This is a genomic window from Mariniflexile litorale (assembly GCF_031128465.2).
GTDB lineage: Bacteria > Bacteroidota > Bacteroidia > Flavobacteriales > Flavobacteriaceae > Mariniflexile > Mariniflexile litorale.
This window is the reverse complement of sequence record NZ_CP155618.1, coordinates 777,342-800,324: the sequence shown is the minus strand read 5'-3', so window position 1 is coordinate 800,324 and position 22,983 is coordinate 777,342. Positions and strand designations below refer to the sequence as shown.

At 30.9% G+C, this 22,983-nt stretch carries 18 protein-coding genes; 17 read left to right on the top strand and 1 reads right to left on the bottom strand.

The annotated features are described in order from the left end of the window. Positions 1 to 88 precede the first annotated feature (88 nt). The 16 genes from QLS71_RS03105 to QLS71_RS03030 all read left to right on the top strand — a co-directional run bounded on the left by QLS71_RS03105 (position 89) and on the right by QLS71_RS03030 (position 21,420). Positions 89 to 448, top strand: a complete 360-nt coding sequence (locus QLS71_RS03105) for a hypothetical protein (RefSeq protein WP_308990456.1) — start codon at positions 89 to 91, stop codon at positions 446 to 448. A 59-nt stretch (positions 449 to 507) separates the two neighbouring features. Next, entirely contained in the window at positions 508 to 1,671 is a 1,164-nt protein-coding gene (locus tag QLS71_RS03100; RefSeq protein ID WP_308990455.1) for a 6-bladed beta-propeller, read from the top strand. Further along, positions 1,671 to 2,324 carry a hypothetical protein gene (locus tag QLS71_RS03095; RefSeq protein WP_308990454.1) on the top strand — a complete coding sequence of 218 codons (654 nt, stop codon included), beginning with the start codon at positions 1,671 to 1,673 and terminating at the stop codon, positions 2,322 to 2,324. Before QLS71_RS03100 ends, QLS71_RS03095 begins: the two co-directional genes overlap by 1 nt. Before the next feature lie 30 nt (positions 2,325 to 2,354). Continuing rightward, a complete protein-coding gene (locus tag QLS71_RS03090) occupies positions 2,355 to 3,455 on the top strand; it encodes an efflux RND transporter periplasmic adaptor subunit (protein ID WP_308990453.1) in 1,101 nt (366 codons plus the stop codon). A gap of 13 nt (positions 3,456 to 3,468) precedes the next feature. Then, entirely contained in the window at positions 3,469 to 6,558 is a 3,090-nt protein-coding gene (locus QLS71_RS03085; protein WP_308990452.1) for an efflux RND transporter permease subunit, read from the top strand. After that, positions 6,555 to 8,066, top strand: a complete 1,512-nt coding sequence (locus QLS71_RS03080; protein ID WP_348636601.1) for a TolC family protein — start codon at positions 6,555 to 6,557, stop codon at positions 8,064 to 8,066. Before QLS71_RS03085 ends, QLS71_RS03080 begins: the two co-directional genes overlap by 4 nt. Before the next feature lie 29 nt (positions 8,067 to 8,095). Further along, complete coding sequence (locus QLS71_RS03075) at positions 8,096 to 8,296, top strand: hypothetical protein (protein WP_308990450.1); 201 nt, start codon at positions 8,096 to 8,098, stop codon at positions 8,294 to 8,296. A gap of 300 nt (positions 8,297 to 8,596) precedes the next feature. Further along, positions 8,597 to 8,899, top strand: coding sequence for a hypothetical protein (locus tag QLS71_RS03070; RefSeq protein WP_308990449.1), 303 nt, complete (start codon positions 8,597 to 8,599; stop codon positions 8,897 to 8,899). 433 nt (positions 8,900 to 9,332) lie between these two features. Beyond that, positions 9,333 to 10,424, top strand: a complete 1,092-nt coding sequence (locus tag QLS71_RS03065; protein WP_308990448.1) for a 6-bladed beta-propeller — start codon at positions 9,333 to 9,335, stop codon at positions 10,422 to 10,424. A gap of 44 nt (positions 10,425 to 10,468) precedes the next feature. Then, a complete protein-coding gene (locus QLS71_RS03060; RefSeq protein WP_308990447.1) occupies positions 10,469 to 10,669 on the top strand; it encodes a hypothetical protein in 201 nt (66 codons plus the stop codon). Next, entirely contained in the window at positions 10,650 to 10,949 is a 300-nt protein-coding gene (gene lepB / locus QLS71_RS03055; RefSeq protein ID WP_308990446.1) for a signal peptidase I, read from the top strand. Before QLS71_RS03060 ends, lepB (QLS71_RS03055) begins: the two co-directional genes overlap by 20 nt. Before the next feature lie 37 nt (positions 10,950 to 10,986). Next, a complete protein-coding gene (locus QLS71_RS03050; protein ID WP_308990445.1) occupies positions 10,987 to 14,145 on the top strand; it encodes an efflux RND transporter permease subunit in 3,159 nt (1,052 codons plus the stop codon). A 134-nt stretch (positions 14,146 to 14,279) separates the two neighbouring features. Further along, positions 14,280 to 15,455 carry a signal peptidase I gene (gene lepB, locus QLS71_RS03045; protein ID WP_308990444.1) on the top strand — a complete coding sequence of 392 codons (1,176 nt, stop codon included), beginning with the start codon at positions 14,280 to 14,282 and terminating at the stop codon, positions 15,453 to 15,455. A gap of 105 nt (positions 15,456 to 15,560) precedes the next feature. After that, positions 15,561 to 17,471: a DUF6055 domain-containing protein gene (locus QLS71_RS03040; protein ID WP_308990443.1), complete on the top strand. Its 1,911-nt coding sequence runs from the start codon at positions 15,561 to 15,563 to the stop codon at positions 17,469 to 17,471. A 103-nt stretch (positions 17,472 to 17,574) separates the two neighbouring features. Continuing rightward, a complete protein-coding gene (locus QLS71_RS03035; RefSeq protein WP_308990442.1) occupies positions 17,575 to 19,647 on the top strand; it encodes a hypothetical protein in 2,073 nt (690 codons plus the stop codon). Positions 19,648 to 20,187: 540 nt separating this feature from the next. Next, positions 20,188 to 21,420: a site-specific integrase gene (locus QLS71_RS03030; RefSeq protein WP_308990441.1), complete on the top strand. Its 1,233-nt coding sequence runs from the start codon at positions 20,188 to 20,190 to the stop codon at positions 21,418 to 21,420. A gap of 134 nt (positions 21,421 to 21,554) precedes the next feature. On the opposite strand, the gene QLS71_RS03025 is transcribed toward QLS71_RS03030, so the two are convergent. Continuing rightward, entirely contained in the window at positions 21,555 to 21,959 is a 405-nt protein-coding gene (locus tag QLS71_RS03025; protein ID WP_111309755.1) for a helix-turn-helix domain-containing protein, read from the bottom strand. A gap of 128 nt (positions 21,960 to 22,087) precedes the next feature. On the opposite strand from QLS71_RS03025, the gene QLS71_RS03020 reads away from it, so the two are divergent. After that, entirely contained in the window at positions 22,088 to 22,972 is an 885-nt protein-coding gene (locus tag QLS71_RS03020) for a hypothetical protein (protein WP_308990440.1), read from the top strand. The last annotated feature ends 11 nt before the right edge of the window (positions 22,973 to 22,983 follow it).

Here is a 22,983-nt window from a genome sequence, read left to right as displayed (position 1 = left end):
ATAAAGTTAAGTATTAACACATTTAAAGAGTAGTGTGCCTGACAGACTTAAAGTTAAATAATAAAATAAACGTAATAAATAAAAAAAAATGAAAAAAACATTAAATGCTCTAGGGTTATTAATAATGGTTTTTATTATAGGCCTTAATATAGATATGTTAAAAGATAAGTCTAATACAGAGGGTGCTAATGATCTCTTGTCTATTAATTTGATTTCTACTGCAAATGCAGAGTCAAATGGAAATTTCGCTGAGAAAAAAGTTACAACAATAGTGACGCAATCAGAAGAAGAAAATATAGGAGATTGTAAGAAGCGCACTAGAACTAGGGCGGCGGCAGAAGTAAGTTGTCCTGGTACTGGAAATACACTTTGTACACCTGGAACTTCTGGAACAGGGGCTTGGGGTAGTTGGGTAACAAGTTCAATACCAGGCTGTCAGTCTACTTAATTAAAATTAACTTGCTTCCATGTAATATTATGATTTCATGGAAGCATTAAAAAAAAATTATGAAGAATAACTTTTATGTGATACTTGTTTTTTTCCTTATTTCTTGTAAAGAATCTAATGACGTAAATCCACTGGTAAACAATAATATTAAATCAATTAAAATAGATCTTAACGAAGAAGCTGTTGAAGGAAACTTTGATGAATACTTTTCTTCTTCATATTTGATACAGTTAGAAACAAATGAATTTTCTATAATTTCAAAAATAGATAGGATAAGTTTCTACAATAATAGAATTTATATTCTCGACAAAAAGTTAAACAGTGTTTTTATTTTTAGTGATAAAGGTAAGTTTCTTTATAAAATTAAAAATATAGGTAAAGGGCCTCATGAATATATTAGTTTGACTGATTTTGGAATTGATGAGGTAAACAAACAAATTGTAGTTTATGCGGATAAACCATACAAAGTTATTGTTTATGATCTATTAGGGGAATTTATTGAAGAGAAAAAGCTTGATAAATTATATTCTAATATTGCATTAATGAATGGAAAAATGGTTTTGCTAAACAATGAGACTAATAGGGAATATATGCTACAAGAATATGATTTAAGTACAAATAAAAAAAATAGTTTTTTAGAAAGTAATGAGATAGATGAATTTTATTCAGAATATGCATTAGAAACACCATGTATTATAAAAGATAGAAATATTAAAATTTGTTTACCTTATTCAGATATTATTTATGAATACAATAAAAATGGGTTTACAGCTAAATACTCTCTTGATTTTGGGAGGAATAAAATGCCCAATAAAATTTATGAACAAAAAGTAAATATTTTTGATGTTTATAATTATGCTAATGAGAATAATTATGGTTGGGGAATATCAAATTTCAGGGAAACTAAGGACTATATTACTTTTTCATATCTTTTAAATAAACTTGTTATATATTCTAAAAAGACAAAAAAGTCTGAAGTAATTAATTCTTTTTATCATAAAGGGCTTCCTTTTATAAATTATTTTGCTCACGATGGTAATGATAATAAGCTTATCTCAAAATTCCCTGCGGAATCATTTAAAAATGAGATGAATACTTGCAAAAGCAAGTACCCTAAAAAATGGAGTGAAATACCAGATAACATTAAAAAGATAGCTGAAGATATAAATATAGATGATAACCCTTTATTGATTGTATATCAATTCAAAAATATTAATAATTAATGAAAAACATAAAAATTTTAGTCATTTTAATATTAATAGTTTTTAATGGCTTATTAATTTATAAGTTAAATCTAAGTAATGGAGCTTTTGTTAAAACAAAAGAATTATTGAAAAATCAAATTATCAAAAATACCGATCTTATTCATACAATGAAATTAGATGAGAATAACTTTCTTATTTCCAAAGAAAGTGAAGATTTGGTTTTAGATAAGGATGTTAAATTAATAACCTTAAAAGGAGATACTATTTTAGCAAAAGAAGTTTTTAAACAAGACAATATTGTTTTACGATATTCCATTTTAAACTGTAAAGAGTGTATTGATGCTGAATTAAATATTTTAATAAATAATAATTCTTCTTTTTCAAATGAAGTATGTCTTATAGCTTACCATATAAACAGACGGGATATGAGTGTTTTTTATGAAGAGTTAAAGAAAAAAGGATTGACAACTAATGTTAAATTTTTTTTAACGTCAAATAAAGGGCTAAAAATACCACTAGAAAATTATGAAATACCCTATTATTTTCATATTGATTCAAATCTGAAAATGAATAACTTTTATATACCAAATAAAGATAAACCAAAGCTTTCAGAATATTATTTAAAATTTGGTTTAAAAAATCACTTTCATAAAAACATTAAACTTGATTGAAAAATAGATAAATACTAAAATTAATAATCCATGATAACAGCAAAAATTATTTTAAAAAAACTTTTATTTATAATTTTTATGGTATCCCTTCTTCAATCTTGCAATAAGACCAAGAAAAACGAAGATAAAGACATTACAAAAAAACAATATCTCCCAGATAAAAACGAGGTAGATATCATGGTTTTAGATAAAAGTATTTTTAAAAAAGAGTTAGTCAGTAATGGACGACTGGTAGCTTTAGAAAAAAGCACCCTAAAATTTAATGTCAGCGAAAAACTCAACAACATTCACGTTAAAGACGGCGATTATGTTAAAAAGGGACAGCTCTTGGCTAGTTTGGATGCTTTTACTTATCAGCAAAAAGTAAGTAAAGCAGAAATAGATTTAAAGCAGGCTACTTTAGAATTTAAAGATCTACAGATACGTCGTGGTTTTAACCCCAATAACAAAGAAACTATACCTAAAGAAGAGTATGATATGATGGCGATTAAATCTGGCTATAAGAATGCATTGCACCAATTAGAAAATGCAAAGTTCGATTTGCAATCAACCAAACTCACAGCACCTTTTAGTGGTAAGGTGGCCAATATTAATAGCAAGAAATACGACCAAATTAATTCGGGTAAAGAGTTTATAACGTTAATAAACGATGCTGTTTTTGAAGTGGAATTTTATGTAATTGAGTCTGAACTTAAAGATATAAAAGCAAAAGACAGCATAACCATAGCCCCTTTTGCCACAAGTAAATCTTACGAAGGCGACATAACCACCATAAACCCACAGGTTGAAAAAGACGGCACTATTTTAATAAAAGCCCGAGTAAAAAATGATGGTCAATTATTAGAGGGCATGAACGTAAAGGTGTTTATTAAAAAAGATATTCCAGATCAATTTGTGGTGCCTAAACCGGCTGTTGTTTTAAGAGATAATCAAGAGGTGTTATTTATGGTCAAAAACGGAAAAGCTTATTGGACATATATTCTTACTACGCTAGAAAACAGTAAAGCCTATGCCGTCATACCAAACCCTGATAAAAGTAGTGCGTCGTTAAAACCTGGTGATACCATTATTGTTTCCAACAATTTAAATTTAGCTCACGATAGCGAGGTTCTAATTAAATCTAATAATTAGTCATTAAGACATTATGGTTAAATTTTTAATACATAAACCCATAGCCGTTTTAATGATGGCATTGGGGATCCTTATTTTGGGGGCTTATGCCTTTGGGTTCATTCCTGTTTCTTTAATGCCTGATATTGACATCCCAGAGATTACGGTACAGGTACAGGCAGATAATATGTCGGCAAGACAATTGGAAGATGCTGTTGTAAAACCATTGCGAGCTAGCTTAATGCAGGTGAGCCATTTAAAAGATATCAATAGCGAAACAAGTAACGAAATAGGTGTTATTAAGTTAAGTTTTACACATGGTGGCAATATTGACTATGCATTTATTGAAGTCAATGAAAAAATAGATAGAATTATGGGAGGTCTCCCAAAGGCTGTTAAACGCCCAAAAGTTATTAAAGCCAGTGCGACGGATATTCCTGTATTTTATTTAAGCATGACTATTAAAGAAGTGCCGACTAAAGACCTAAAAAGTTCTACTTACCAGAAAAACGTTTTATATCCAGTATCACAGAAATTTGTGGATTTTAACCGTTTTACAAATCAGGTTATTCGCAAGCGCATAGAGCAGATTAATGAAGTCGCCATGGTAGATGTTAGTGGTTTGGTGTCACCAGAAATTCTTATCATACCCAACCGAAACAAATTGGATGCCCTTGGCATCACCTTAGAAGATTTAGAATCTCATATTAAGAGAAACGATTTAGATATAGGTAGCTTATTGATTAAGGACAATCAGTATCAATACGATGTACGCTTAGGAACTTCATTAAATAATATAAAAGATATTGAATCCATTTATATCAATCAGAATAACCGTGTATTTCAGTTAAAAGAACTGGCTGAAGTTATTGAGCATCCGCAAAAAAGAACGGGTTTAGTTTTATCTGATGGAAATGAAGCGGTCACAATGGCGATTATAAAACAGAGTGATGCCAGGATGGGGGATTTAAAGACCTCGCTTGATACATTAATAAATGCCTTAAAAAATGACTATCCGCATATTAATTTTTCTATTACAAGAGATCAAACGAAGTTATTGGATTATGCCATCAATAATCTGTTTCAAAGTTTATTATGGGGCATGCTTTTGGCTTTTGGTATTATGTTTTTGTTCTTGAAAAACGTTATATCACCTCTACTTATAGGTGTTACTATACCAACCTCCATTATTATTTGTTTATTGTTTTTTCATCTTTTTGGCATCTCAATAAATATTATTTCGCTGTCTGGATTGGTTTTAGGTATTGGATTAATGATAGATAACTCCATTATTGTTATCGACAATATTACTCAATATAGGGAAAGAGGCTTTAAATTATCTAAAGCTTGTATTGTGGGCACGAACGAGGTTTTAAAACCTTTACTCAGTTCAGCCTTAACCACCTGTGCGGTGTTTTTGCCTTTGGTTTTTTTAAGTGGTATTAGTGGAGCTCTGTTTTACGATCAGGCTATGGCCATCAGTATCGGTTTATTTGTATCATTATTGGTTTCCATAACATTATTGCCAGTTTTATACCGTTTGTTTCATTTAAAAAGGCATGCTAAAGTTGGAAGAATAAGTCAGTTTTTAGCGAAAACAAACACCTTAGATTATACAGCTTTATATGAGAAAGGGTTTAGGTGGGTCATGAAAAAGCAACGGATGTCTTTTGCTATTGTTATAGTACTTTTAACATTAACAGTCGTATTGTTTAGTTTGTTGCCTACAACCCAAATGCCAACATTAAAAAGTAATGAAACATTAATTAAGATTGATTGGAATGAGCCTATAAATGTTGAAGAAAACAAACGCAGAGTGTTGGATTTGTTAAATTCAATAAAAGATAGGTTGGTTAATCAAACGGCTTTAGTGGGAACCCAACAGTTTTTGTTGGATAAAGATTCCAATGCCAAAACCTCTGAAGCCACTATTTACTTGCAAACGAATACCGAAAACGAATTAATACGTGTAAAATCGCAATTGGATGCCATCTTAACAAATAAGTATCCAAAAATAGTATATCAATATAAAGCCGTTGACAATATTTTTAGTTTAATTTTTTCAAATAAGGAAACACCTTTAGTAGCTCGATTAAGGAATATAGAAAACTTAGGAAGCCAGCAAAATAAGCAATTAAAGAACGTATGGTATCAAATTCATGAAAGCTTAGAGGGAGTGGATTTAAAACCTATAGCATGGCAAGAACACATCACATTGGTTGCAGATCAAGAAAAATTAATGACCTATAATGTAAACGCCAATACATTGTTTAGCACTCTAAAAAGTGCTTTTAGCGAACGTGAAATCTTATCTGTTGTCGATAACCAAAATTTTGTCCCTGTTATATTAGGGAATCATGCGGATCATCTCGATGCTATTTTAAATGAAACCACGGTGAAGTCTAAAGACAGTGCTGTTTTTCAAATCAAAAACTTTATTAAAATCGTAAAGGCTGAAGACTTAAAAAGTATTACAGGAGGTGCAGAAGGTGAATATTATCCTTTAGAGTTTCAGGTTGAAGATGCACAGGTAGAACCTATCATTAATGATGTGCAAGACGTTGTGAGTAATAATACATGGTATGATGTCAATTTTTATGGAAGTTATTTTTCAAATAAACAGCTTATGGGAGAACTTAAAGTCGTGTTATTAATTTCTTTAGTGTTGCTCTATTTTATTCTAGCATCCCAATTTGAATCTTTTGTGTTGCCGCTAATTATATTGTTGGAAGTCCCTATAGATTTAGCAGGTGCCTTCTTATTTTTAAAACTTTTTGGTATGAGTATTAACCTCATGTCCATGATTGGTATTGTGGTGATGTGTGGGATCGTTATTAATGATTCTATTTTAAAAGTGGATACCATCATTCAATTGCAGCGTCAAGGTTTTTCTTTAATGAAAGCCTTATTGGTAGCAGGACAAAGACGCTTAAAGCCAATATTGATGACAAGTTTAACAACCATTCTAGCCTTAGTACCTTTATTGTTCTTAAATGGGTTGGGGGCAGAATTACAAGCGCCTTTAGCTATTGCGCTAATTGGAGGAATGCTCTTGGGAACTATAGTCAGTCTGTATTTTATACCACTTTGTTACTATTATTTAGCTAAAAGACATAAATCATGAGTATGAAAATAAAACAGATAACCATTCAACTATGTGTTCTATTGAGTTTCACAAATATAATAGCACAACAAAGCAATACCATATCAACTATTAGTCAAAAAATCACTCTTCAGGATATTTTAGAACTGGCCAGTAAAAACTCGTTAGATGTTTTTAAGGCGAAACGACAATATGGTGTGAACTATTGGCAATTTAGATCATTCAAATCGAGTTTACTTCCTAAAATTGATTTTGAAACCAGACCCTTTACGTTTAACAGAGCCTTGATAGAGCGTTATGATTCTGAACAGAATATAGATGTGTTCAGGCAACAACAAACCATAAATAGTTATGCCAACCTGTCTTTAAGTCAAAATATAGGGGTAACAGGCACACGCTTATTTGTCAATTCCAGTTTTAACAGGCTAGAGAATATTGGCGATTTACAAACCGAAAGTTATAATGCCACACCAGTTAGAATTGGTTTGGTGCAGCCTATTATGGCATTCAATAGCTTCAAATGGCAAAAAGAAATAGCACCCTTGGAATTTCAAAAGGCAAAACAGGATTTTTTATATGAATTGCAAACCATAAATTTAAAATCAGTCGATTTGTTTTTCCAATGGGCGTTGGCGAGTAAAAAGGTTGAGATAGCCAAGGAAAATAAAGTTTCTGCCGAAAAATTATTCAATATTGGCAAAAAACGTTACGATTTGATTGCTATAGAACGTAGCGACCTTCTAAATTTAGAATTGGATGTATATAATGCAAATACAAACTTAACTCAAAATTTACAAGATTTACAAAAAGCAGAGTCCGAATTGAAGCTGTTTTTAAGAGATCAATTGCCACAGCACGCCATTCCAGAACTACCAGAATTAATACCAACACTAACAATAGATTTAAATAAGGCTATTGATCTTGCATATCAAAACAATCCAGATATACTCGATTTAAAGCTTAGGAAAATTGAAGCTTTAAGAGATTTAGATAAAGCCATTAAAGACAATCGTTTTGATCTGTCTTTAACCGCTAGTTACGGGTTAAATCAACAAGCGAACACATTTGTAGATGCTTATGGTAGGTTTTTAGACCAACAAATGATTGCTATACAACTTAATGTGCCCATTTTAGATTGGGGGGAGCGCAGAGGCAACATAAAAACGGCTAAAATGAATAGAGATGTTGCAGATATTGAGTTGCAACAAAACGAAGACACCTATAAACAGGATATTACATTAAAAGTTTTAGACTTTAACCTACAACAAGAACTGGTATTAGGAGCCTTAAAAACCAGTGAGATTTCAAAAGAGTCTTATAATTTAACCGTAAAGCGTTTTTTATCGGGAAGTGTAGATTTCCTAAACTTAACCTCGACTCGTAAAGCTTGGCAACAGGCCAACGAAAATTATATACAAGCCTTACAAAGCTATTGGGCATTGTATTATAACGTGCAGCAATTAACCTTGTATGATTTTATAACAAATACCCCTTTGGTACAAGATTTTAATGAGATACTAGAAGATTAATCTTTAAAATTTTAAAATATAATTATGATATGACCTACTCTGAAAGAAAAGAAAAAGAAAATCATTTGTTGTATTTGATAGAACATAAAAGATTGAGTGACCTAGAAAAAGTAGCCAATGATTATGAATGTAGTGTAAGAACTATAAAGCGAATGATTTCAAATCTTAGAAATGAAGGTAAAACCATAATGTATTGCAGAAAAAGTAATAAATATCTTTTAAAAAAATAGCAAAGTGACAGAATTTGTCCTTGTCATGTGTTTTCTTTGAAGTAATTAATAAATAATAGGATAAATTAACTTTAAAAAAACCTCTGAGCATTTCCATGTTAAAAAATATAATCACAAATTGTTTAACTAAAATAAAAGCCTATGACATAGACACTCATAAAACCCAGAGGAAGTCTTTAATTTTTTATTGACTAAATAGTTGTTAAAAATATGCTATTTAATATTTAGTAAAAGTAGTATTTCCTTAAGGACTTTTACAAAAAAATAAATATTTATTTAATAATTTAAAATTAATAAAAAATGAAGAGAATAATAGGGATTTTAGGTGTTGCAGTGATTGCTGTAGCGATGTTTTTTGCTACTACTAACGTCAAAGATAGTAAAGATATCAATTCAGTTAATTTAATGAGTATAACTATTGCCAATGCACAAGGAGGTGAAAGTAATCCTCCAACAACATACAGTAGATATATAAAACAAACGCTTTGGAAATTTAATAAAGAGGGCAACCCGTGCTGTTCATATGTTTCATGTACTCCATTTACGACCACCGACCCAAATCTTGGCGTAGCCAGTTGCAGTGCCACAAGTTGCAGTTGTTAGTCATCTAAAAGCAGTAAATTAATTTATCACCTTTCATTTACAAAAAAACACGAAAAATCAAATAGCAAGTATGATTTTCGTGTTTTTGCTAATTTAAAAAGACTTAAATTAAGATAGTGAATAATGAAAATGATATAGACATAAACGTTATTTCACGCGACAAATTATATTTCAACTTTCTGGTGCAATTACTAAAAACGGCTATAATTGTGTTCAAATAAAGTGGTACATAAAAAATAATATATGGTTAATTGTTTTTGCCGAAATTTCTGAAACTAACGAAAAATAAGCATTAAAAACTAACTACACCTAAAGAGTTGTATTCCTTAAAACGTCATAAAAATCAAATATCTTATAAAAACTTCGGTAGACTTTTAAATCTCAATTAAAACATAAAACAATAGAGTATTACAATCTTAAAAAACAATACATTATGAAATATCGAATAATACTATCAATTTCTTTAATATTAATTTTTTTTAGTTGCTCTAAGACGAATAATGATATTAGTCAAACAACTTTAGAAATACCATATGAGTCTCATAACAATTTTATTATGCTCTCTAAATACTTTAAAACTATAACGTTTTTACCTTTAGAAACAAATAAAGAGTCTATAATAGGTTCTATTAAAAAATTGAAAATCATCAATAATAGAATCTATATTTTTGATAATATTGGAAATTCAATTCTTGTTTTTAATAGTCATGGTCAATTTGAAAAAAAATTATCTTCAATGGGGAGTGGTCCCGATGAATATATTTCAATAAGTGACTTTGATGTTGAAAATAACAATCTATACATAATGGATATATCTGGAAAAATCCTCCATTTTAAAAATGATGTATATGTTAACTCCATAAAAATTGATTTTACAGCGACAGATTTTTGGATTACCAAAGGAGGATTTATCTTCAAAATTTTAGAATTCGAAAACGAATCCGGTCAGTTTATAGCAACATCTAAAGATTTAAAAATAAAAAACAAACTTTTGCCGATTTCTGAACCAAATTCAAAGAAATTCAAATTTAACTATGGATTCTCAAATAATTTTGCAATAAATAATTCCAAAACCTATTTTTCGCAGAATTTTTCAAGTTCTATCTATGAATTAGATGATGAAGAATTTACTTTCAAACATAAGTATGTATTAGATTTTGGCAGTAAAGGTTTACCCGAAAATGATAATGTAAACAATTATGATATGCTAAGTCCAGATTTTAAATTTCTAGTACGAAACAACTTTTATTTTCATAAAAACTACATTGTTTTAGATTATTTTCACAATAAAGTTCGTCGCATTGATTGGATTGACACAAGCAAAAACATACATAACGTTGGTATACCAAAAAACGATATTAATGAAATTCCATTTATCCCAAATTGGGGGTTCAATGATGGTCTCGTTGGATTTATGAATGCAGAACAATTGATTAACGAGGAAGATTTAATGAAAAATGTTAAGATTAAAAATATCAAAACAGGAGACAATGCAATTTTAATGATTTATACCTATAAAGATTAGAACAAAATAATTTCAAAGTAAATTTACGCCAACTATTATATGATATGTCTGGACAAGAGGAAAAGGAAATAACTATGGTTAAGAAACTCATAAATAAAGATGTGAAAATTCCCTCTACAGCTATTAAAGAAATACAAGGAGAAATGAAAAAAAAAATCTCTTTTTTAGACCTTTATATAATTGGTCGTTTGACAATATGGGCCAATAATAGTCCCCAAAAAAGGCATGCATATAGTACTAAATGATGAAAATCTGGCCATTTATGAAAAGGCTATTAATAGCTCAGAAAATAGTAGCGTTAAAGAGATAGACGGTGCTTATTATATTAATGATAAAAAAGCAACCCACTATACTTTTAAGCATGATTATTATTTTATGATGGGCGATAATCGAGGAGGTACCATGGATTCTAGAATATGGGGCTTCGTCCCAAAGGAAAATATTATTGGTAAAGTACAATGTGTATTATATTCCAATTACCAAGATGAATTTCAGTGGAATAGACTGTTAAAATCTGTAAATTAGTATTTCTGTTTGATTTCACTACAAAGACATTAATAATATGAACTTTAAGTTTTCTTCTTTTTCTATACTTACCGTTTTTATATGTTTATCCATTATAGGAGCAAGCTTAATCCCTTTATTAAGTCTTCAATTAGCACCCTCAAAAACATTACCATCTATACATGTATCTTTTAGTTGGCAAGATGCTTCTGCTAAAGTGATGGAGCAAGAGGTAACATCCAAACTAGAAGGTGTTTTTAATACTGTAAAAGGCATTAAAGATATTAGTTCCACATCATATAAAGGTTGGGGGAATATTGCTATTCAATTTAAAAAGAATAGCAATATGGATGCCCTGCGCTTTGAAATAGCGAATTTAATTCGACAATCTTACCCAGAGCTTCCAGAGGGTGTTAGTTACCCAAGTTTATCTTTAAGTGCTGCCAACGAAAATATGGTCCCCATTTTATCATATAGTATCCATGCCAACGAAAATCCATATTACATTAAAAAATATGCAGAGACTTACATTTCACCTCAATTATCAACGTTAAAAGGCGTTAATCAAGTTAATATTTATGGCGCAGTTCCTTTTGAATGGGTTATAGAATACAATACCAATACCCTTTTACAACTTAACATGTCGGTTAACGATATACAAAGTGCTATCAATGTGTATCTTAATGAACAAGAATTGGGTAGTGGCATGTTTAGGGTAAATAAGGAAGGTTATGATCATGAAATAGTGTTAAACCTATCTTATAAGCCTGATACAGATATTAACTGGGCTAAGATTCCCATAAAAAAGATTGGCAATAGAATTGTTTATTTAGGAAATATTGCAACAGTTACCTATAAAGAAGCCAACGTAACGAGTTATTACAGGATAAATGGTTTGAATATCATAAACATGACTGTTTATGCAGAGCAAGGTGTAAACACTATTGATTTGGCAAATAGCGTTAAAGAAAAAGTTGATGATTTAAGTAAAGAACTAGATACGGGATATAGTATTAAATTAACCCAAGACACCACGGAATTTGTGGTTGAAGAATTACAGAAAATACAAAAACGCACCTTATTTTCATTTCTTATTTTGCTAATCTTGATTTTACTTATAAATAGAAGTTTTAAATATTTAGCTATTTTGTTTTTAAGCATCATTACCAATTTACTAATAGCCATTAATTTTTATTATTTATTCAAGGTAGAACTCCAATTATATTCATTTGCGGGTATTACCATTTCTTTCGGGATCATCATTGATAATAGTATTATCATGATAGATCATATTAGGAATAAGGGCAATAAAAAAGCATTCTTAGCCATTTTAGCAGCCACCTTAACAACTATTGGAGCATTGATGATTATTTTTCTATTAGAAGAAAGTCAACAAGCAGATTTATTTGATTTTGCTTTAGTAATAGCCATAAACATAGGGGTTTCTTTATTGGTGTCGTTATTTTATGTACCAGCACTCTTAGAAAAAATGAATCTATCAAAGAAACGTGTCCATTTTTCGAGGAAACGGAAAAGAAGGATTATACGATTTACCAATTTATATTCAAGGCTTATTTTTTGGATGAAAAAACCACGTTTTAAATGGGCTTTTATTTTAATTTTTATATTAGGTTTTGGAATTCCTTTTCAGCTATTGCCCAAAGACATAGAGAGAGACGGTTTTATGGCTAATCTCTATAACAAAAGTATAGGAGCTGAATGGTTTGCCAACGATTTAAGACCAACCTTAGAGAAAATAATAGGAGGAGCCTTAAGACTTTTTACTGAAGATGTTTTTGAAAATTCGTATTATTCTGAACCCGAAAGAACAACGTTAAGAGTTACAGGGTCCATGCCTGACGGTTGTACTATAGAACAACTTAATGAGGCGATAACAAAAATGGAATCCTATTTAAGTCAGTTTGATGAAATAGCACTTTTTGAAACACGAATATCCAGTTACAGAAATTCTAGCATTTCAATTTATTTTAAGGAAGATTTTGAGTTTAGTGGGTTTCCATATACCTTAAAAAGTTTGCTAGAGTCCAAGGCCATTAGCTTAGGAGGTTTAGATTGGTCTGTTACAGGGGTTGGTAGGGGGTTTTCTAATGCTTTAAGCACGGGCTATAAACAGAACAGAATTGTTTTAGAAGGTTATAATTATGATAAATTATATAGTTATGCAGAACAATTAAAACAACAACTTGAAGCCAGTTCAAACTCCAGAGTAAGAGAGGTCGAAATAACTAGTGGGGGATGGCAGGATAATGCCTTATATGAGTATTATTTAGATTTTGATGCTAATAAATTGGCATTTGCAAATGTTTCACAAATACAGTTGTATGGGTACTTAAAAAATCAATTACACTCCGGGCCGTTAACGTCCATTATCCAAAACAATGAATTACAAGATGTCAAGCTAGTGTCAGATAAGTATAAAAAGTTTAATGTATGGGATTTAAAAAATACGCCCATTACCATACAGAATAAGCAATATAAGTTAAATCAATTAGCATCGATTGAAAAAAAGAAAACAGGTAACACTATTGAAAAGCAAAACCAACAATATAGTTTGACCGTGGCATACGATTTTATTGGAACAGCACCATTAGCTCAAAAAGTAAGAGAAAGAACCATTGAAAGTTTTGAGCCTAAATTGCCTTTAGGCTATAAAGTATTTGAACAAAAATATAGTAGATGGGACAAAAAAGATGAAACACAGTATTACTATTTGTTCATAGTAATAGGCATCATCTTTTTTATATGTGCCATTTTATTGGAGTCTCTAAAGCAGCCCTTCGCCATAATCAGTATGATTCCTATATCGTTTATTGGGGTGTTCTTAACGTTTTATCTATTTGATTTCAATTTTGATCAAGGGGGCTATGCATCCTTTATTTTGTTAAGTGGTATTAGTGTGAATTCTGCACTTTACATTCTTAACGATTTTAATAATTTGAGAAAAGATTATCCAAATAGACATTTAGGGACCCTATATTTTAAAGCATTTAATTACAAAATAACACCTGTAATATTAACTATTGTATCAACTATTGTTGGTTTAATCCCTTTTGTTTGGAGTGGACAAAATGAAGCTTTTTGGTTCTCTTTTGCTGTCGGTTCTATAGGGGGATTAATGTTTTCATTGATTGGTATATTTATTTATTTGCCCTTATTTATTGTAAAAAGCAATCAATATAGAGTTGAGAGTAAATAACATGTGGTATCGTTTTAACACTTTTCAAACGGAATAAGTAAAGCGTGTAATAAATTGACAGGATAGTAAAAATAAATGCCTGTTTTAGAAGGTTTAATTTGAAAAGAACAGAACCCTGTTTATTTAAAAGAATTATGATTAAATATTTAAAAACAAAATATGTGTTATTTTTTTTATTAGCATTATTTGTTATTTCTATTGGAGTTTCATGGATTTGTTTTGGTATTATTCTTTTTTCACTAGTTTATTGGGGGATGATGTATTTCATAGCTTTTATTAAGATTCCCTTTTTACAGAAATTTATAAAAGGCTTTTTTTTGTTTTTATTCATAGCATCAATAGCTATAAGTATAAAGCTTTTCGTATGCGACATTTATAAAATCCCAAGTTCTTCTATGGAAAACACCTTGTTTCCTAATGATATTATTATAGTAGATAAGTTAGAATATGGTCCAAGATTACCACGCTCGCCTTTTGATATTCCATGGATAAACATTGCTTTTTATTTTAATAAAAAGGCTAGAGATTCAATTAAGGTTAATTGGTGGGGTTACAAGCGATGGTCCGGTGCTTCAAAAATAAAGAATGGAGATGTTTTTGTGTATGAAAATTTTAGTAAAAACGTGTTTTTTGTAAAAAGGGTTGTTGGTATTTCTGGAGATACCTTAGATATAAAAAAGGGGCATGTATATATAAATAAAGTTAAGCAAGAGTTTGTAGGGACTATGAGAAATAGATACCGTTTTAAAGTAAATGACAAAAAATCATTTTATGATAAAATAGATTCTTTAGGAATCAATGAAATTATTAATAGAGATATAAACGACTCTAATTTTATGCAAGCGGAATTGACAAATGTCGAGCTTAAAAAAATGAAACAAATAAAATGCATTGATTCTTTAGGCTTAAACTTAGCTGTATTTAATGATAAGGAGGTGCTTTTTGCTAACCCCGAAGGAAAACATTGGACTATTGATGATTTAGGAACGGTAATTATTCCTAAAAAAGGAATGAAGGTTATTTTGAATGAAGAAAACTATACAATTTATAAAACTATTATAAACTTATATGAAGGGGGTGATATTGAAAAATCTGAATCATTGTTTTTAATTAACGGAAAGCTTGCGTTATCCTATGTTTTTAAGCATGATTATTTTTTTATGATGGGTGATAACAGAAAAGAGTCTTTTGATTCTAGATTTTTTGGGTTTTTACCAAAAGAGAATATAGTAGGTAAAGTACAGTGTGTATTGTTGTCTAACTACCAAGATGAGTTTAGGTGGGATCGGTTTTTAAAAAAAATCGAATAGGGGTAACGTGGTAAAAACGTAACAACAAAATGTAATAGTTTATAACAGATTATTTTGAATTTAAAATTTGAGACGAAAAGGAACCTTTAAAAAGTATTTATACATATGAATTTAAATTTCTATTTATTATTATTAATGTCACCGTTTTTATTTGCTCAAAAAGCAGCTCATATCCCTGAATATTTAGCAGATTCCAGTACGCACGATGGCGCTCAGTTTTCATTGGATAAAACAGCACAGAGCAATAATTTTATTGTTATTTGGGGAAATACTGTTGGAACAGATCCTGTAAATTATTCTGATAATCCAGATTATGCCTTTGATCCTGAGGAAGTGCTTAGAAATATGGAGATTATTTATCAAATCTATAAAGATTATGGTTTTGCTCTAGAAACACCAGGCACTAATCTTGCCAAATATAAAATAGCATTAGTTATGAACCATACCTTTGGTGAAGAAGGTTCAACTGGATGGGCTTTTGGTGGTAGCCAAGATAATATTATGGGAACCTTGTGGTTACATCCTAAAGCGGCGAAAGGCGGACACGCATCGGCACATGAAATAATTCACAGCCTTCAAGCACAAAATAATATCGATTATCGCAAACCGAAAGAGTTAGGCGACGCATGGAAAAATTCAGGAATATTTTGGGAAACGCATGCTAATTTTATGAGATCTTTAATTTATCCCGAGCTTGTAAATGCTTGGGGTGCAGACTGGGATCATATAGAAACATTTGGCAATTGGGTCAATATTTATGAAAACTTCGCTTATCTTATTGGTATCGTTGAAGCCGATGGTATGAATATAATAAATCGTTTGTGGCAAGAATCTAAAGCAGAGGAGTATCCTATACAAGCATACAAAAGGTTAAGTAATTTTTCAATAAAAGAACTCAATGATCATCTTTTCAATGTTTACGCAAAAAAAATGGCTACATATGATTTTTCGATAAAAAACATTGGACATTATTTTAGGGAAAAGAGGAACCTTGATTTGGAAAAAAGCTTAGAGTCTATGCAGTCTGTTTGGACAATTCTGGATCAAGATAAAAGTATGTCAACCCACTTTTCTGTACCAATTCATCTTGCTCCAGAAGAATTTGCTTATAATATTATTCCTATTTATCCAAATGATGATTCACATTTAATACATATAAAGTTTAAAGGTCATATTGAAGCAAATAGTCATGCTGGTTGGAGATATGGATTTGTGAGTTCAGATGGAAAAACAACTAGATATGGTGAGATGTATGATGAAAATGAATTAGAAATAGAATATCAAATGCTTTCAAATGAGACGGAATTATATTTCGTAGTAATGGGAGCTCCTAAAGATAGTATAACAACTAATACTACCACCGATACATGGAAGGGGTATCCTAAGCATTTTCATTTTCCTTATGAACTTAACATCCTAGGAGGTGTTCCTGAAGGTTATCAAGAAGCTTCAAATTTTAGAAAACAACTAAAAAAAAATGGAACTACCCATTCTAATGGTGGAGGTTGGGTTGAAAATTCTGCATTGGTTGCCGACAGTGTTTATGTTGGTCCTTATGCCATGGTTTTGGGGAATTCAAAAATTACTGGTCATGTACGCATTGAAGAAAGAGCCTTGGTAAAAGATGCCATTATTTCTGATCATGTTATAGTCACTGATAACGCATTTATTAAAGGGGGAACCTATAGTAATGATGCGAAAATCGCGGGGCAAGCTTTTTTAGAAAATGACATTATGATGGATCGGGCCTTAGTCCATATGCGAGCAAAAGTTAAAGACTATACTCTAAGAGGAAACATTGAGATTGGAGGAAACGTCGTTGTTTATAATGATGAAGGAGATTGTGATAATGGTGTATATTATAGGATGACTAATTATTATGAAAATAATTTACTAGAATGTGATAATAGAGATGAAAATCATCCAGAAAACAGTGATGTCAATAATAAGATAACACCATTTATCAATGCCGAAATGATAATTAAAGATCCTTTGCCTAAAATTTATGGAAGGTAGACTCTTCTAAATTATTATTACATAATTAATAAATAGATTATCCTTATTGTATCATGAAAATTTATAATGTATTCTTAATTTAAAACACTAATAAATATTACTTATGAAAAAAATAACCGCAAAATTTATTTTATTAATTATAATTATTGGATTAAATTCTTGTGCAAATAAGGATGCCGATTTAGAAAATGCTCTTGAATTGGCAGGTGATAACAGGGTTGAATTAGAAAAAGTATTAGATCATTATAAAGCACCTAAAGATAGCTTGAAATATAAGGCAGCCTCTTTTTTAATTGTTAATATGCCTTACTATTTTTATAAAGATGGCCAAGGTCTTCAAGCTATTTTGGCAGCAAAGGACTCTCTTAAAAACGAATATGAAAAAATACCAAATTTTAAAGAAAAGAAGATTATCGGCATGCTTAAAACCGAGAAGTTTATTAATTTTTTAAAGTCTTTAGAAAGCAGGAATGCCTATTCAAGTTTATCAGCAGACCTTAAAAACTATTCTGATATTGAAAACATATCTTCTGATTTTTTAATTGAAAACATTGATTATGCCTTTAAGGCATGGAATTTACCTTGGGCTAGACATTTGACATTTGATCAATTCAGTGAATATATCTTACCATATAGAAGTGGTCAACAAAAGCCAAATGCTTGGAGAAAATATTATTTCAATAAATACAAACCACTCATAGATTCTTTAGCAAATGAAAGCGACCCTGTTCTTGTCTGTAAAATACTTAATGAAAAATTATTACCTCTTTATAAACCATTTAGAGGTAGTTTTAATATTAAAATGAGTCCTTTTACCTATTCTATACCTGGGCCATTTATGACAGAATTGGGAATAGATGGAAATTGTGTTATGGTAACAAGCCATACAGTTGAAGTCATGCGATCTTTAGGTATTCCAATAACAAGGCTATTCACTGATAAAGATGGTTTTAGTGGAGGTAATCATCTTTTAGTAGCCGTTTTGGATACCTTGGGACAATGGCAAGGGTTTCATTGTGGTGGTCAAAACCCAGGAGATTTTGAACCAGAAAGTCAGATAACAAAAATATATAAAGAATCAAGTATACCAAAGAATAATAATTCAGAGCTAAAGAAAAGAATTAATAGCAAGTTAAGCCATTTCGAATGGGATGATGTTACAGAAAAGTTTACGGATGTATATAATGTCACTATAAAAGCTCCAAAGATTTATAAAAATAATGAAATCGCTTACTTATGTATCTTTGATCCCAAAGCATATAACACATGGGTTCCTATTGATGGGGCTGCATTGGAAGGGGATCATGTCACTTTTAAAAATATAGGAGGAAAAGAGGTTGTATATTTAGCTATGGTCGAAAATGACAATGGTATTTTAGATATTCCCATATCAAGTCCTTTTGTTCTCAATGTCGATGGAACCTTACGCTATTTAGAACCAGAAAAAGAATATACATTCTATGAATTTGAAAGAAAATTCCCTTACAATAGTTGGTTTGTAGACCTTTCTAAGCCGTTAATTGGAGGTCGTTTTGAAGGTTCTAATTTTAGGGATTTTAGAAATGCAGTTGAACTTTGTCGGATTAAAGAAACTCCAATAGATGATGATAATATTATTGATATTAAGGATTCAGAATTTAGGTTTGTAAGATTTGTGTATCCAAAAATAATGGATGATAGTAAATATGGTTTGGCAAGTCTTTCGTTTTATACATCTGATAACAACAAACTAGGTTTAACAACTTTAAAAGGCGATTACATTTTTTCAAAAGGGGTTACGAAAGAGAATATGGATATTTTGTTTGATGAGGATTTATTAACCTATGTAAATGTTTATAAGTACGAAAATGGAATAGAAACATCTGTTCCAACCGCCATATTTTCAGATGCACCACCGAATTTAACATGGGTAGGTCTTGATTTGGGAATCAAGCAAAAAGTTACACATGTTGGTTTTGCTCCTCGAAACCCTAAAAACAACGTTTATCCAGGTATGGTATATGAATTGTTTTATTGGGATAACCAATGGAAGTCACTTGGTGTAAAAACAGCGTCTAAAAATAGTATTGAGTATTCAAATATACCCAAAGGTGCTTTACTATGGCTTAAAAATCATACGGAGGGTAAAGAAGAGCGAATCTTTTTTATTGAAAATAATCAAATCGTTTGGAAGTAATAAATTTGGCGGCTATATAATTTCTTATAAAAAATAGAGGTTTTTTCCTTATGATTTTTTCTATTTAAGAACTATTGTTGATGAAAAGTGAAAATCCAGCAATTAATATAAGTTGTTTTTGTTTTATAATTAAAACCAAATTATATTTGCACCGCTCTTAAATTAAGAGCAAAATATAACAAAAGTTCTTATTAAATAAGTTACCTATTCGGTTACCAAGAAGTAAATGGACACGTAACTATTTGAATATTAAAAACATATGTTTTGGAAAGGCTACCTGCCACCCCGACAAAGTTGTATATCAATCAATATCAAAAACCTGTTAATCGTATGATTTACAGGTTTTTGCATTTTTATCAATATCATAAGAATACAAAAAATACTGTTAAAAAGGTCAACAAATCGTATAACAAACACCATTTTAAAAAAGTGTTGACCGAATTGTTAAAATTGAGCAATTTGTTGTGATATTAAATGTATCTTTAAAGTGATTTGACTTTCATCTGGTAATAAAACCATTATTAACAAAACGATGAAATCATGAAAACGACAACAACTTTCAGTATTCTGTTCTGGGCAGATTTTTCCAGAGTAAAAGAAAACCAAGCCTCTATTTACGCACGAATCACGGTCAATGGTAAAAGAGCAACTATCAGTTTAAAGCGGAAAGTTCCCGTAACAGATTGGGATGCCCACAAGGGAAGGTCAAGAGGTACTAACCAAAACACAAGAATCCTTAACAATTATTTAGAAGAGGTAAACAGCAGCCTTTTTAAATGCTACCAAGATTTAAAATTGGAACACAAGCTCGTAATCTCTCAAGCCATAAAGGCAAGATATTTGGGGGAAGATGAAGAGAACCATTCCGTAATAGATATCATCAAGTACCATAACGAGGATATGCAGGGGAAGTTAAAGTGGGGAACTCAAAAGAACTATTATACCACACAAAAGTATATTTCAGATTTTTTAGTGAAAACCTATAGAACATCAGATAAATACCTAAAGGAACTGGATTATAACTTCATTATCAAGTTTGAGAAATATTTAAGAGGACACTTACCCGATGACCATCAAAAACCAATGGGCAACAACACGGTGATGAAACATATAGAAAGGTTTAGGAAACTAATAAACCTAGCATTTAAATTGGGTTGGTTAGACAGAGACCCTTTTGTTAATTGCAAATCACAGTTCATAAAAACGGAACGGGGCTTTTTAAGCCTAGAAGAATTGAGAGCGGTAGAGGATAAGCAATTTACAATTGAACGATTGCAACTGGTCAAAGACCTTTTTGTATTCAGTTGCTATACCAGTCTAAGCTATATTGATGTCATTAACTTGACGGAAGATAACATTAACATAGGAATCGACGGAGAACTATGGATTCACTATAAACGAGAGAAAACGACCAAGTCCATCAGGATACCATTGTTGCCACAAGCATTGGAAATAATTGAAAAATATAAAACAAACAGAAAATCAAAGTTTCATGAGAATCTGTTTCCAACAATCTCAAACCAGAAATTGAATGCCTATCTAAAGGAAATAGCAGACTTGTGCCAAATCAAAAAAAACCTGACCTTTCATATAGCCAGACATACGTTTGCTACCACAGTAACATTGAGTAATGGCATGCCAATTAAAACAGTCTCTAAATTGTTGGGACATTCCAGAATATCGACGACTCAGATTTATGCCAAGGTCATAGAACGTAAGGTAAGCGATGATATGAAAAAGTTAAGGGAAACAGTTTTTGAACGAAAAGAATGAGCCACAATCAGTTTATCAAAATTCATAAAATAGATAATAAAATTCCCTTTTAGATACACACCCATTGCAGCTAGGTGAAGTATAAAAAGGGAATTTTTGAAATTTTAATAATTAGCAATTACTTTCTTCTGTTATTATTTTTTAAGTAGTTTCTCCAAATACTCGATTTTGTCTTTTTCTGCCTGAACTAGACGTTCATAAAGTTCAACGATTTTCTCCACAGTATTAAAAGTCGGCTGGTAGTTTACGGAACTTGAAATCAAAGTAGAATTATCACTACTATTATTGTTATAAGTATTATTAATTATATTAAAAACGGCTTCATCCGAAAAATTTTCAATACCTTCTTTAGTAACGCCTAAAACATTTGCAATCTGTTCCAGTTTGTCATCTTCAATGGTTTCAGACTGCTCAATTTTAGAGACTGCTTGTTGGCTAATTCCAAGTTCCTCTGCTAAGGTTTCTTGTTTCATGCCTCTAAGCTCTCTGATTCGGCTAATCTTTCTACCGATGTGGTTTGGTTTTGTTGCTGTTTCCATAATCCAAATATAAGATTTTTTCTAAAAATTACCACTCTAGTAAAAAACAAATTCAGGATAGTATAAAACAACTTGCTTTGGTTTGGTACACTGAAAAATGGCTATTAATTTATGGAAAGCAAATTAACATGAAAACAAAAGTTCCCACAAAATTCCCATTACAAAAAAAACTCTTACTTCTTTTAAAGAGCTTGATCCCTTTACATTCGGTGTATGTCATCAATATGGATAAGTGCAAAAACAAACAAGTTACTTATTTGCCACCACAAAGCAAACAGATTCATCTGGAAGCAATTTACACTTTGTTAATTGTAGGCAATAAAACACTCCATAAAAATTTAGATGATTTTATGGAAGAAGTGTACAATAAGATGGGGCAACACTGTAAGGTCTATATTATATATTGCAGCATATCTAACCTTATGGAAAGGATTGATATTGGCGATAATTTTTTAACACGCACATTAAAAGAAACACCTTATTTATATAAACAAGATAATGCGTTGTCAAGATATAGCCAATATGGGTTGATGTATCATGTATCAATATACAAAGAGATTAAAACCATTTGGAAGCACCGTATGAAACGGGCAAAATATTTGTTTTCCATTATTGATGTTATCCATGAAGAAGAAGAACCATTATCGAAGCTTGCGGTACTCCATAATGCGATGGAACAAATATGTTTGGGGCTGTTGTATGTGTTTTGGGAGTTTAAGCCCCATCATTATGCCTTGTCCTATTTATTGCACCTGTGCAGCATTTTAACATCTCTGCCCAATAACATATTCCCCCAAAAAACCTTTGGCCTGCAACGCCAGTACTACATGCTTTGTAACGTATCTGAAATCATGCGATTTAAAGGCACAAATGGAACAAACGACTTTGGGTTAAAGAATGTGGACACGGTTTTGAAACGCTGTAAGCAGTTTTTAAAGGAGGCTCACCAAATAGGTGAAACACAACTGAAACATTTAAAAAAAGTCCACTGTGACACTCATGCAACAATATAATTAAAACCTAG

What these genes read in the sequence shown, in the direction of transcription:
- QLS71_RS03105 (WP_308990456.1), top strand. Translation starts at nt 89, where the DNA reads ATGAAAAAAACATTAAATGCTCTAGGGTTATTAATAATGGTTTTTATT.
- QLS71_RS03100 (WP_308990455.1), top strand. Translation starts at nt 508, where the DNA reads ATGAAGAATAACTTTTATGTGATACTTGTTTTTTTCCTTATTTCTTGT.
- QLS71_RS03095 (WP_308990454.1), top strand. Translation starts at nt 1,671, where the DNA reads ATGAAAAACATAAAAATTTTAGTCATTTTAATATTAATAGTTTTTAAT.
- QLS71_RS03090 (WP_308990453.1), top strand. Translation starts at nt 2,355, where the DNA reads ATGATAACAGCAAAAATTATTTTAAAAAAACTTTTATTTATAATTTTT.
- QLS71_RS03085 (WP_308990452.1), top strand. Translation starts at nt 3,469, where the DNA reads ATGGTTAAATTTTTAATACATAAACCCATAGCCGTTTTAATGATGGCA.
- QLS71_RS03080 (WP_348636601.1), top strand. Translation starts at nt 6,555, where the DNA reads ATGAGTATGAAAATAAAACAGATAACCATTCAACTATGTGTTCTATTG.
- QLS71_RS03075 (WP_308990450.1), top strand. Translation starts at nt 8,096, where the DNA reads ATGACCTACTCTGAAAGAAAAGAAAAAGAAAATCATTTGTTGTATTTG.
- QLS71_RS03070 (WP_308990449.1), top strand. Translation starts at nt 8,597, where the DNA reads ATGAAGAGAATAATAGGGATTTTAGGTGTTGCAGTGATTGCTGTAGCG.
- QLS71_RS03065 (WP_308990448.1), top strand. Translation starts at nt 9,333, where the DNA reads ATGAAATATCGAATAATACTATCAATTTCTTTAATATTAATTTTTTTT.
- QLS71_RS03060 (WP_308990447.1), top strand. Translation starts at nt 10,469, where the DNA reads ATGTCTGGACAAGAGGAAAAGGAAATAACTATGGTTAAGAAACTCATA.
- lepB (WP_308990446.1), top strand. Translation starts at nt 10,650, where the DNA reads ATGCATATAGTACTAAATGATGAAAATCTGGCCATTTATGAAAAGGCT.
- QLS71_RS03050 (WP_308990445.1), top strand. Translation starts at nt 10,987, where the DNA reads ATGAACTTTAAGTTTTCTTCTTTTTCTATACTTACCGTTTTTATATGT.
- lepB (WP_308990444.1), top strand. Translation starts at nt 14,280, where the DNA reads ATGATTAAATATTTAAAAACAAAATATGTGTTATTTTTTTTATTAGCA.
- QLS71_RS03040 (WP_308990443.1), top strand. Translation starts at nt 15,561, where the DNA reads ATGAATTTAAATTTCTATTTATTATTATTAATGTCACCGTTTTTATTT.
- QLS71_RS03035 (WP_308990442.1), top strand. Translation starts at nt 17,575, where the DNA reads ATGAAAAAAATAACCGCAAAATTTATTTTATTAATTATAATTATTGGA.
- QLS71_RS03030 (WP_308990441.1), top strand. Translation starts at nt 20,188, where the DNA reads ATGAAAACGACAACAACTTTCAGTATTCTGTTCTGGGCAGATTTTTCC.
- QLS71_RS03025 (WP_111309755.1), bottom strand. Translation starts at nt 21,959, where the DNA reads ATGGAAACAGCAACAAAACCAAACCACATCGGTAGAAAGATTAGCCGA.
- QLS71_RS03020 (WP_308990440.1), top strand. Translation starts at nt 22,088, where the DNA reads ATGAAAACAAAAGTTCCCACAAAATTCCCATTACAAAAAAAACTCTTA.